Source organism: Streptococcus mitis, assembly GCF_000960005.1.
Classification (GTDB): Bacteria; Bacillota; Bacilli; order Lactobacillales; family Streptococcaceae; genus Streptococcus; species Streptococcus mitis_CK.
The window spans coordinates 947,533-960,916 of the sequence record NZ_JYGP01000002.1 but is presented as its reverse complement, the minus strand read 5'-3'; the positions used below and the strand labels follow the sequence as shown (position 1 = coordinate 960,916).

General features: G+C 41.4%; 4 protein-coding genes and 1 pseudogene. All 5 read left to right on the top strand.

Annotated elements, in window-relative coordinates:
- Positions 1–109: 109 nt before the first annotated feature.
- The 5 genes and pseudogenes from TZ90_RS06100 to TZ90_RS10610 all read left to right on the top strand — a co-directional run bounded on the left by TZ90_RS06100 (position 110) and on the right by TZ90_RS10610 (position 13,308).
- Entirely contained in the window at positions 110–9,709 is a 9,600-nt protein-coding gene (locus tag TZ90_RS06100; protein WP_045612016.1) for a sialic acid-binding adhesin, read from the top strand.
- A gap of 184 nt (positions 9,710–9,893) precedes the next feature.
- Complete coding sequence (gene pabB / locus TZ90_RS06095) at positions 9,894–11,615, top strand: aminodeoxychorismate synthase component I (RefSeq protein ID WP_045612014.1); 1,722 nt, start codon at positions 9,894–9,896, stop codon at positions 11,613–11,615.
- Complete coding sequence (locus TZ90_RS06090; protein WP_045612012.1) at positions 11,616–12,233, top strand: alpha/beta fold hydrolase; 618 nt, start codon at positions 11,616–11,618, stop codon at positions 12,231–12,233.
- Positions 12,234–12,282: 49 nt separating this feature from the next.
- Positions 12,283–13,155 (top strand): annotated as a pseudogene (locus TZ90_RS06085) (Ltp family lipoprotein); the annotation flags it as partial.
- Positions 13,141–13,308, top strand: a complete 168-nt coding sequence (locus TZ90_RS10610; protein ID WP_261066924.1) for an Ltp family lipoprotein — start codon at positions 13,141–13,143, stop codon at positions 13,306–13,308. The pseudogene TZ90_RS06085 and the gene TZ90_RS10610, both read left to right, overlap by 15 nt.
- Positions 13,309–13,384: the final 76 nt, after the last annotated feature.

The window sequence follows — 13,384 nt, the reverse complement described above, 5'->3', positions numbered from 1 at the left end:
AACAACTTGCAAAAATAGCTTAAAAATTATAAAATTAATGGTATAGTGTTTTATAAATATATATAAAAATCAATATAATATAATGCTGAGAAAGAAAGAGTTATTATAAATGAAGAACAAGATTACTGTTAAGTCCCTTGAGAATCAGAAAAAAGAAAAGATCGTGCGTTTCTCCATTCGTAAATATAGTTTTGGTGCAGCGAGTGTAGCGGTTGCTGCCTTTTTAATGTTTTTAGGAAATGGGGCAGTTTCTGCGGATCAATTGAAAGTAACTGAAGAGACTTCTAGTAAAATAGAGTTGGCTCGAGAAGGTGGGGATAAGGCTGAAAACCAGAGTGAGTCAAAAATCAGTAAACCAGAATTATATAAAAATCAACTTGCAAATTATGTTGGTGAAATTGAAGGTAAGATTTCGAGTGGAGCCTACACCAATAAGACTGAGGAAAGTGTAGCGAGTCTAGCTGCTGAGTTAGCTAGTGCAAAAGCGACATTAGCGAGCGCGAGCACGCAAGAAGAGTTGACGAACGCCTATCAAAAACTAGTAACTGCTGTTAACTCAAAACTAAGAAATAAGCCGGTTGAGAAAAAAGAAATTGTCTCAACAGATACTACTGAGGGTAAAGAAACAGTTGGTATCGAAGCTGAGAATACTGAGAAAGCATCAGAATCAAATGCGATTGAAAATACAGGAGCGAATGATTCCCGTAATGGAAGTAAGATTGAAGCAGATACTACATTCCGTGCAGCTGTCAATCAAGATCCAAAGGTAGATTTCACGTTCTCGATTCCAGCTGAGAAGAAAATCTATATCTATAATGAAGAGCATTTCTCATTAGAAATTCCAGTATATTCCGAAACAGGAAAGATTCGCTATGCAACTATTAAGAAAGGATCACGACAAAGATTTCCTAATGTTGCAGGTACGGATAATGACTTGGATGTTGAATTTGGATTCACAGCTAGGGTAATAAACCGAGCGGAAACAGCAGGAGTAACATCGGATGCGAGTCAAGCAAATCCTGCAAAAATCGTCATTACGGGTCGTCCAAATGATGTGCTGAAAAAACACAGAGATTATACAAAACAAGAAACCCAAACATTAAACATTGGTACTCGTTATGTTCAGGTAGTTGATGACCAAGGTAGAGAAAATCTTAAAAAAGGGGATAGTATTACAGATCCAGGGTATTTCTACTTAGTATTAAAAGCTCAATCTAAAAAATACGCCCTAAGATCTCAACCTACAGATGAAAAAATTTCTGTAAGTAGTTTAACAAATCCAACGGCAGAAGACTTGCAAAAAATCAAAGATAGTATTCAACTAGAATATTCAACAACGAACGAAGATGCAAGGTTTGCTGATAAACGTGGAACTTTGGTAGAACATCCTGAGGACGTTATCCAATCGGTTAATATCGTTGGGAATAACATTGTTGTTACATTTACAGACGGCTCTACGAAGACGAAACCAGTAGGAGAGATAGTTAGAAAAAATACTCCTCCGACTGTTAATCTGCCATATTCAAACGAAGCGAACAGAAATATTTATATCTATTCTGGAGAAGAGACAGATCTGACATTCACTGCAACGGATGAATCTAAGATTAAAGATCTAAAACTTCGTGGTCCTGGTGACGTTAACTACAATAACGCAACTAGTTATGGTTTAGCAGTAGGAAATGTTGTTGATAGTGCAGTTACTAGTGGAGAAGGTACTGTTTCTGAAGATAAGAAAACAGCAACAATTAAAATGACTGGAACTACTAACTTAAGAGATGGTCAAAAGTGGACAAGTGTTATCGTTGCAAAAGACGACAACAACGGAGAAAGTGCACCTTTCAACGGAAGAATCAATGCAACTACTAATCCAGCAGAACGTCAAAAAATTGAAGGTTATGTAGAGTTTCTTGTAAAAAATCAAACATCAAAATATGATATTAAGACTCCAGAAGGAACAGTGAGTGTCGTAGACCCTGCGAATGTAACTGAAGAAGAATTCGAAAAAATTAAGGAAAAAGTAAAAATCGAATACTCTCAAACTAACGATGATGCAAATCTTACAAGCAAGAGAGGAAAAGCTGTCGATAATCAAACAACAAGAATTTCTACGATTACAAAAGATGCTAATGGAAATCTTGTTGTGACCTATAAAGATGGTTCAACTGATACAAAACCTTTATCAGAGTTCACAAGTTTAAATAAACAACCTGCAATTGATGTAGTTAACAAAGCTGCTGAAGATAAGATTGCAGAGATTAATGCGAATACAAATGCTACTGCAGAAGAAAAAGCCACTGCAATCGAAAAAGTTAATGCCGATAAGACGAAAGCTTTAACAGCGATTAATGATAACTCGGTAACGACAAAAGCTGCATTAGATAATGCCAAAACATCAGGAACAACAGCGATTAGCAATGACAATCCTGTATCCACTAAGAAAGATACGGCAAAAGCAGCTATCGATACAGCTTTAAGAGAGAAAGAAGCAGCAATCGATGCAAATAATGCCTTAACAACAGAAGAGAAGAATGCAGCAAAAGCAGATGCACAGGCAAAAGCAACTGTAGCGAAAACAGCAATTGATAATGCGACAACAAACGCAGCAGTGGACTCAGCCAAAACGTCAGGAACAACAAGTGTAAGTTCAGTAACGCCAACAGCGGTAGCGAAACCAGCGGCTAAGAAAGTAATTGAAGACGCGCTGAGATCGAAAGTAGCACAACTTGATGCAAGAAATGATTTAACAACTGAAGAAAAAGCAGTAGCAAAAGCAGATGCACAAGCAAGAGCAACAGCGGCAAAAGCAGCTATCGACAATGCGACAACAGATGCAATTGTAGATAGTGCTAAAACAGCAGGTGTTGCTGATGTAGAAAGTGTTAACCCGCAAGCAAGTCAAACAAAAACAGAAGCAAAAACAGCAATCGACGAAGCGTTAAAAGCAAAGGAAGCAGCGATTGATGCAAACAATGACTTAACAGACGAAGAAAAATCAAAAGCTAAGGGAGATGCCAAAGCCAAAGCCGATGCAGCTAAGCAAGCAATCGACAACGCAACAACAAACGATGCGGTAGAACAATCTAAAAATGATGGAGCGACAAGTGTATCTTCAGTAACTCCAACACCAACAGCTAAACCGGCTGCAAAACAAGAGATCGATGACGCATTGAAAGCTAAGAATGATTCGATTGATGCGAACAATGATTTAACAGACGAAGAAAAAACTGCGGCTAAGGCGGATGCGAAAGCAAAAGCCGATGCAGCGAAAACAGCGATCGATAACGCGACAACAAACGATGCAGTAACTCAAGCTAAAAATGATGGAGCAACAAGTGTATCTTCAGTAACTCCAACAGCGCAAGCGAAACCAGCAGCTAAGAAAGCAATAGATGATGCGCTTAAAGCTAAGAATGATTCGATTGATGCCAACAACGATTTAACAGCAGAAGAGAAAGCAAAAGCTAAGGAAGACGCAAAAGAGAAAGCTGACGCAGCTAAGCAAGCAATCGACAACGCGACAACAAATGATGCGGTAGAACAAGCTAAAAACGCTGGGACAGCAAGTGTATCTTCAGTAACTCCAACAGCGCAAGCGAAGCCAGCGGCTAAGAAAGCGATAGATGATGCATTAAAAGCTAAGAACGACGCAATCGATGCGAACAATGATTTGACTGCTGAAGAGAAAGCCAAAGCTAAGGAAGATGCAAAAGCCAAAGCCGATGCAGCTAAGCAAGCAATCGACAACGCAACAACAAATGATGCGGTAGAAAAAGCTAAGTCAGATGGAGCAACATCAGTAGATTCAGTAAATCCAACAGCTGAGGCAAAACCGGCAGCTAAGAAAGCAATCGACGATGCGCTGAAAGCTAAAAACGACGCGATTGATGCTCGTACAGATTTAACAGACGAAGAAAAAACTGTAGCGAAAGCTGACGCAAAAGAGAAAGCTGACGCAGCTAAGCAAGCAATCGACAACGCAACAACAAACGATGCAGTAACTCAAGCAAAAAACGCTGGAGCGACAAGTGTATCTTCAGTAACTCCAACACCAACAGCTAAACCGGCTGCAAAACAAGCGATCGATGACGCATTGAAAGCTAAGAATGACGCGATTGATGCCAACAACGATTTGACTGCTGAAGAAAAAGCCAAAGCTAAGGAAGACGTAAAAGCCAAAGCCGATGCAGCGAAACAAGCCATCGACAAGGCAACAACAAATGATGCGGTAGAACAAGCTAAAAATGACGGAGCGACAAGTGTATCTTCAGTAACTTCAACACCACAAGCGAAACCAGCAGCTAAGAAAGCAGTAGAAGACGCGTTAGCTGATAAGATTAAAGAAATCGAAGCAAATAACGACTTGACTGATGAAGAAAAAGCCGCAGCTAAGCAAGAAGCGCAAGACAAAGCGACTGCAGCGAAACAAGCCATCGACAAGGCGACAACAAACGCAGCGGTAGAACAAGCTAAAAATGACGGAGCGACAAGTGTATCTTCAGTAACTTCAACACCACAAGCGAAACCAGCAGCTAAGAAAGCAGTAGAAGACGCGTTAGCTGATAAGATTAAAGAAATCGAAGCAAATAACGACTTGACTGATGAAGAAAAAGCCGCAGCTAAACAAGAAGCGCAAGACAAAGCGACTGCAGCGAAACAAGCAATCGATAACGCGACAACAAACGATGCAGTAACTCAAGCTAAAAATGCTGGAGCAACAAGTGTATCTTCAGTAACTTCAACACCACAAGCGAAACCAGCTGCTAAGAAAGCAGTAGAAGCCGCGTTAGCTGATAAGATTAAAGAAATCGAAGCAAATAACGACTTAACAGTAGAAGAAAAAGCCGCAGCTAAACAAGAAGCGCAAGACAAAGCGACTGCAGCGAAACAAGCAATCGATAACGCGACAACAAACGATGCAGTAACTCAAGCTAAAAATGCTGGAGCAACAAGTGTAGATTCAGTAACTCCAACAGCGCAAGCGAAACCAGCTGCTAAGAAAGCAGTAGAAGATGCGTTAGCTGATAAGATTAAAGAAATTGACACAAACAACGACTTAACAGTAGAAGAAAAAGCTGCAGCTAAGCAAGAAGCGCAAGACAAAACGACTGCAGCGAAACAAGCAATCGACAACGCGACAAAAAATGCGGCGGTAGAACAAGCTAAGGCAAACGGAACAACAGAAGTAAACAATGTGAATCCAACGCCAGTGGCAAAACCAGCTGCTAAGAAAGCAGTAGAAGACGTGTTAGCTGAGAAGATTAAAGAAATCGAAGCAAACAACGACTTGACTGATGAAGAAAAAGCCGCAGCTAAGCAAGAAGCGCAAGACAAGGCAGCTGTAGCGAAAACGGCGATAGATAACGCGACAACAAACGCGGGAGTAGACCAAACTAAGGCTAATGGAACAACAGAAGTAAATAATGTAAATCCAACAGCGCAAGCAAAACCTGCAGCTAAGAAGGCAATTGACGATGCGCTTAATGCTAAGAATGATGCGATTGATGCGAACAATGACTTAACAGCAGAAGAAAAAGCAAAAGCTAAGGAAGACGCGAAAGCGAAAGCAGCCGCAGCTAAACAAGCAATCGATAATGCAACAACAAATGACGAAGTTACTCAAGCAAAAAATGATGGGGCAGCATCAGTAGATTCAGTGAATCCAACAGCGCAAGCAAAACCAGCAGCTAAGAAAGCAGTGGAAGATGCGCTTAAAGCCAAAGAAGCAGAAATAGATGCTCGAGATGATCTGACAGCTGAGGAAAAAATATCATCTAAAGAAGAAGCTAAGACAAAAGCGGATGAAGCAAAACAAGCAGTTGATAAAGCGACAACAAATGCTGACGTTGAGAATGCAAAAACTACTGGAGTGGCAGATGTAAACTCATTGAATCCAGTAGCGGTTAAGAAACCAGAGGCGAAAAAAGCAGTAGAAGAAGCTCTTAAGGCAAAAGAAACAGAGATTGATGCGAACAATGATTTAACAGCCGAAGAAAAAGCCAAAGCCAAAGCAGAAGCTAAGGCAAAAGCTGATGCAGCGAAAGACGCAATCGATAATGCTATAACAAACGCAGGTGTAGACCAAGCTAAGACTGTAGGAACAACAAAGGTAGATTCAGTAAATCCAGTAGCAGTTAAGAAACCAGAAGCTAAGAAAGCGATAGATGAAGCCCTTAAAGCCAAGAATGACGAGATAGATGCTCGTACAGACTTAACAGATGAAGAAAAAACTGCAGCGAAAGCTGACGTGAAAGCAAAAGCCGATGCAGCGAAAGCAGCAATCGACAACGCTACGACAAATGATGCAGTAACTCAAGCTAAAAATGATGGAGCAACAAGTGTAGACTCAGTAACTCCAACGCCAGTAGCTAAGCCAGCGGCTAAGCAAGCAATCGATGATGCATTGAAAGCTAAAAATGACGCGATCGATGCGAACAACGACTTAACAGACGAAGAGAAAACTGCAGCCAAAGCAGACGCTAAAGCGAAAGCTGACACAGCTAAGCAAGCAATCGACAACGCTACGACAAATGATGCAGTAACTAAAGCTAAGACTGCAGGAACAACAAGTGTAGACTCAGTAACTCCAACGCCAGTAGCTAAGCCAGCGGCTAAGCAAGCAATCGATGATGCATTGAAAGCTAAAAATGACGCGATCGATGCGAACAACGACCTAACAGACGAAGAGAAAACTGCAGCCAAAGTAGACGCTAAAGCGAAAGCTGACACAGCTAAGGAAGCAATCGATAAAGCGACAATAAACGAAGAAGTCGCTCAAGCTAAGGCTAACGGAACAACAGAAGTAAACAATGTAAATCCAGACGCAGTAGCGAAGCCAGAAGCTAAGAAAGTCATCGACGAAGTTCTCAAAGCTAAGACTGATGAAATCGACTCTCGTACAGACTTAACAGACGAAGAGAAAACTGCAGCGAAAGCAGATGCGAAAGCCAAAGCAGACTCAGCCAAACAAGCCATCGACAACGCGACAACAAACGCAGCGGTAGACCAAGCTAAAGCAGATGGAGCAACAAGTGTAGACTCAATAAATCCAACGCCAGTAGCGAAACCAGCAGCTAAGCAAGCCATCGACGATGCCCTTAAAACTAAGAACGACGAGATAGATTCTCGTACAGACTTAACAGACGAAGAGAAAACTGCGGCTAAGGCAGACGCAAAAGCAGAAGCTGATGCAGCTAAGCAAGCCATCGACAACGCTACGACAAATGATGCAGTAACTAAAGCTAAGACTGATGAAACAACAAGTGTAGACTCAGTAAATCCGACGCCAGTAGCTAAGCCAGCGGCTAAGCAAGCCATCGATGATGCATTGAAAGCTAAGAATGACGCAATTGATGCGAACAACGACCTAACAGCCGAAGAGAAAACTGCAGCGAAAGCAGATGCGAAAGCCAAAGCAGACTCAGCCAAACAAGCCATCGACAACGCGACAACAAACGCAGCGGTAGACCAAGCTAAAGCAGATGGAGCAACAAGTGTAGACTCAATAAATCCAACGCCAGTAGCGAAGCCAGAAGCTAAGAAAGTCATCGACGAAGTTCTCAAAGCTAAGACTGATGAAATCGACTCTCGTACAGACTTAACAGATGAAGAGAAAACTGCGGCTAAGGCAGACGCAAAAGCAGAAGCTGATGCAGCGAAAGAAGCAATCGACAACGCTACGACAAATGATGCAGTAACTAAAGCTAAGACTGATGAAACAACAAGTGTAGACTCAGTAACTCCAACGCCAGTAGCTAAGCCAGCGGCTAAGCAAGCAATCGATGATGCATTGAAAGCTAAAAATGACGCGATCGATGCGAACAACGACCTAACAGACGAAGAGAAAACTGCAGCCAAAGTAGACGCTAAAGCGAAAGCTGACTCAGCCAAACAAGCCATCGACAACGCGACAACAAACGCAGCGGTAGACCAAGCTAAAGCAGATGGAGCAACAAGTGTAGACTCAATAAATCCAACGCCAGTAGCGAAACCAGCAGCTAAGCAAGCCATCGATGATGCATTGAAAGCTAAGAATGATGCAATTGATGCGAACAACGACCTAACAGCCGAAGAGAAAACTGCAGCGAAAGCAGATGCGAAAGCCAAAGCAGACTCAGCCAAACAAGCCATCGACAACGCGACAACAAACGCAGCGGTAGACCAAGCTAAAGCAGATGGAGCAACAAGTGTAGACTCAATAAATCCAATGCCAGTAGCGAAACTAGCGGCAAAGAAAGTCATCGATGAAGCGCTTAAAGCTAAGAATGCCGAAATCGATGCTCGCACAGACTTAACAGACGAAGAGAAAACTGTGGCTAAGATAGACGCAAAAGCGAAAGCAGATGAAGCGAAAACAGCAATCGATAACGCAACAACAAATGCTGAAGTAGACCAAGCTAAGGAAAATGGAACAACAGAAGTAACTTCAGTAAATCCAGAATCAGTAGCGAAGACAGAAGCTAAGAAAGCAATAGATGATTCCCTAAAAGCTAAGAACGATGAGATCGATGCTCGTACAGATTTAACGGATGAAGAGAAAACTGCAGCTAAGGTAGATGCTAAGAGAAAAGCAGATGCAGCGAAAGGGGCAATTGACAACGCGACAACAAATACCGAAGTCGATCAAGGTAAGTCAATTGGTATAGCAGAAGTCATCTCAGTCAATCCAGAAGCAGTAGCGAAGGCAGAAGCTAAGCAAGCCATTGATGAAGCTCTTAAAGATAAGAATGCCGAGATAGATTCTCGTACAGACTTAACAGATGAAGAAAAAACTGCGGCTAAGGAAGATGCAAAAGCCAAAGCTGATGCGGCAAAACAAGCAATCGACAATGCGACAAAGAATGCCGAAGTAGCTCAAGCTAAGGTTGATGGAGCAACATCAGTAGCATCAGTAAATCCAATAGCACAAGCTAAACCAGCAGCTAAGCAAGCCATCGACGATGCGCTGAAAGCTAAGAACGACGAGATTGACGCTAATAATGACTTAACAGAGGAAGAGAAAACTGCGGCTAAGGCAGACGCGAAAGCAAAAGCTGATGTAGCAAAAGACTCAATCGATAACGCAACAACAAATGCCGAAGTAGCTCAAGGTAAGTCAACTGGAATAACAGCGGTAACTTCAGTCAATCCAGCAGCAGTAGCGAAGACAGCAGCGAAGCAAGCAATAGATAATGCCCTAAAAGCTAAGAACGATGAGATTGATGCTCGCACAGACTTAACAGATGAAGAGAAAACTGTGGCTAAGGCAGACGCGAAAGCAAAAGCTGATGCAGCAAAAGACTCAATCGATAATGCGACAACAAATGAAGAAGTCACTCAAGCTAAGATAACTGGAATCGCAGAAGTCACTTCAGTCGATCCAATCGCACAAATTAGACCGGCAGTTGGGGCAAGTGCTGGAGTTCATGTAAACTCAGCTAATCCAACTTCTAAAGAAAAACCGCAGGAAAAACAAGGAATAGACCAAGCATTGAAAGCTGATGAAGACAAAGCTAAAGTGAAAGATAGTGTAGCATCTACTATCTCACAACTTGAAAATGAGAATCAGCAAGTTGCTGCTAATCAGCGTGTAGTAGCGAGAGAATTGCCAAATACAGGTACAACAGAATCCATAACAGCAATGGTTGCAGCAGCAGCTAGTGCGATACTTGGTTTTGGTCTTATTACTCGTCGTCGAAAAGAAGATGAAGAAGATAAATCAGAAAATCAGTAACGATTTCTAAAGGTCGCAACTCCTTTTTTGGGACTAAGTGAATAATATTATTCCTAAAACTCTCCTAGAGCAAAATAGCTACTAGGAGAGTTTTTTCTCTAACCAGAAGATACGTGACGGGGCTAAAGATAATCTCATCTGCTTTGCGGATGAGGGTTTTCTTATTTTGTGCTATACTTAAGATATGCATAGAAAAACAGTGATTGATTTTAGGGCTTTGGGCGAGAGATACACCTTTACCCAGCCTATTAAAGAGTTGAAAACGAGAAATGTAGCAGAAGTGGAAGATTTGCTGGCACAAGTGGAAAGCTACCAAGAGCAAGGCTATTATGTGGTGGGCTATGTCAGCTACGAGGCTGCACCTGCTTTTGAGGAGAAATTAGCAGTTCACAAAGCGCCTTTACTGGCAGAGTACCTGCTATATTTTACCGTTCATGATAGCGTAGAAACTTCACCTATTCCTCTGACTTATGATGAGGTTGATTTGCCTTCAAATTGGCAGGAAGTAACGTCTGCAGAGGACTATGAAGAGGCTATTGCACAGATACATCATCATTTGCGGCAGGGGGACACCTACCAGGTAAACTACACCGTACAACTAAAACAAGACTTAAGTGCCAATCCTTTTGCCATCTACAATCGTATGGTGGTAGAGCAGGAGGCGGGTTACAATGCTTATGTTGAACATGATGAGATGGCAGTGATTTCCACGAGTCCAGAGCTCTTTTTTGAGCAAAATGGCCGCGAGTTGACAACGCGACCAATGAAGGGAACGACTCAGCGTGCCATGACTGACCAAGAAGACCTTGCCCAAGCTAGTTGGTTAGAACAGGATCCCAAAAATCGCTCTGAAAATATGATGATTGTGGACCTCTTGCGCAATGATATGAACCGTATTTCTGAAGTGGGGAGTGAGCATGTGGAGCGTCTGTGTCAGGTAGAACAGTATTCGACTGTCTGGCAGATGACTTCAACCATCAAGAGTCAGTTGCGAGAGAACGTTGACCTTGTTGAAATATTTCGTTCTCTCTTTCCTTGCGGTTCCATAACGGGAGCACCGAAAATTGCGACTATGGAGATTATAAAGGACTTGGAGCCACAACCGCGTGGAGTCTACTGTGGAACGATTGGTCTCTTGCTTCCAAATGGAAGACGGATTTTTAATGTGGCCATTCGGACTATTCAACTTCACAAAGGTCAAGCCATCTATGGAGTTGGCGGAGGCATTACATGGGATAGCACTTGGGAATCTGAATACCGCGAGGTTCATCAAAAGGCAGCTGTTCTTTATCGTAAACAAGCTCGCTTCCAATTAATTACAACTGGAAAAATCAGCCAAAAACAACTGATATTTGAAGAACAACATCTGGAAAGGCTGAGAAAAGCTAGTCGGTATTTTGCCTTTCCATTTGATTCAGAAAACTTGAAACAAAAGATAGAGGAAGAGTGTCATGCTTGTGATGCTAATCAAGATTACCGCTTGCGTATTTCTCTCAGCAAGTCTGGAGAGATAGAAGTCGAACGCCGAGTATTAACACCCCTCAGTCCAAGTTTTTGTCAGTCCAAACTTTGTCTGCAGGAAGTTAATTTACAACAAGCCTTTACCTACTTCAAAACGACTCACCGACCGCATTTGAGCCTAGGGGAACAAGAGAAGATTTACCATAATAAAAGAGGAGAATTGCTTGAAACCTCTATTGGAAATTTGGTCTTAAAAATGAATGGTAAACTCTATACACCATCTATCCGACTTGGAATCTTACCAGGAATTTACCGTCAACATTTGCTGGAAACAGGAGAGGTAGAAGAGAAAGTTTTGACCTTGGCAGATTTTGCCCAAGCAGAAGCCATCTATGGCTGTAACGCGGTGAGGGGCTTGTATGAATTGTCAGTAAGGGAGAACTAAATGAAACTAATATTTTTACATGGATTAGGCCAGTCAGCAGATAGTTGGAAAGAAGTGCAAGAGTTGCTTGTAGATTATCCTTCTGAAGCCCTAGAGTTATTTCCTTCCGGAGTTGCTACCTATCAAGAAGCCAAGGAGCGCATCTATCAGTATTTATCAAAGGAGACAGAACCTTTTGTTTTGGTTGGATTGTCCTTAGGTGCTGCTCTGGCACTAGAACTTTCCAGTTACGATTTACCAAATCTTCAGGCCTTGGTTTTGTCAGGCTGTCCATTGAAATTGGCGGGCAATATCCTTTTTTACATTCAGTTGCTGATTTTTAAACTACTTCCCAAAAGGGTATTTGAAAAACAGGGAGCAGATAAGGCTCTTATGGTTGGAGTTTCTGAGGAATTGAAGACACTTGATTTAACGGATATAGCAGGGATTTGCCCCTATCCAACCTTACTAATTTGTGGCAGCAAAGATAAACCGAATCTTAGTTCTATGAGAAGTCTTCATAAACTAATATCAGAATCCAAATTTCAGATTATCCCTGAAGGTCCTCATATTCTGAATAGAGCTAAGCCAAAAGAGTTTGCAGAAATAACCAGAAGTTTTCTTGAATTGCTGAAATAAGTTTGATAAAATAATATTGAAATCGATAACATCGTTAGAGGAAAAACAAATGAACAAACGTCTATTTTTTAAAATGAGTCTGGTAACATTGCCAGTTTTGGCTTTGTTTTCACAACCAGTTTTAGCAGAAGAAAACCTCCATTTTTCTAGCTGTAAGGAAGCCTGGGCTAATGGCTATTCGGATCTTCATGAGGGGGATCCTGGTTATTCTGCCAAGTTAGATCGCGACCATGATGGTGTGGCTTGCGAATTGGAGAATGCCCCTAAGGGTGCCTTCAAAGCAAAACAAGAGACTACAACTCAAACTGATACAAGTTCAGCAACAACAAGTGGTTGGGTTAAGCAGGACGGTGCTTGGTACTACTTTGATGAAAATGGAAATCCAGTAAAAAATGCTTGGCAGGGAAGCTATTACCTGAAATCAGACGGAAAAATGGCCCAGAGCGAATGGATTTATGATGATTCTTATCAAGCTTGGTATTACTTGAAATCAGATGGTTCGTATGCTTATAGTACATGGCAAGGAAATTACTATTTGAAATCAGATGGTAAAATGGCTGTCAATGAATGGGTTTATGATGCTACTTACCAAGCTTGGTATTATCTAAAATCAGATGGATCTTATGTTTATAGTGCATGGCAAGGGAATTACTATTTGAAATCAGATGGTAAAATGGCTGTCAATGAATGGGTTGATGGTGGACGTTATTATGTTGGCGCTGATGGAGTTTGGAAGGAAAGTCAAGCAAATACAGCTTCTTCTAGTAATGATAGCAATAGTGAATATTCGACTGCTTTAGGAAAGGCAAAAAGTTATAATTCGTTATTCCACATGTCAAAAAAACGTATGTATAGTCAATTAACTTCTGATTTCGATAAATTTTCAAATGATGCAGCTCAATATGCAATTGATCATTTAGAAGCCGATTATAAATATAATGCCTTATTTAATGCTAAGAACTATAGAAAATTATTTAATATGTCTAAATCTGGTCTTTTCAATCAATTGACCTCTTATATAGATGGCTTTACAGAAGAGGAAGCTCAATATGCAATTGATCATTTAGATGATTAACAGATACTGTTAGGCGAAAAAATTCCTTATAATTCATTTACGCAAACCTTTGCATAAATGAGTGAATTTTGTTATA

Coding starts and splice junctions, on each gene's coding strand:
- TZ90_RS06100 (WP_045612016.1), top strand. CDS start 110: ATGAAGAACAAGATTACTGTTAAGTCCCTTGAGAATCAGAAAAAAGAA.
- pabB (WP_045612014.1), top strand. CDS start 9,894: ATGCATAGAAAAACAGTGATTGATTTTAGGGCTTTGGGCGAGAGATAC.
- TZ90_RS06090 (WP_045612012.1), top strand. CDS start 11,616: ATGAAACTAATATTTTTACATGGATTAGGCCAGTCAGCAGATAGTTGG.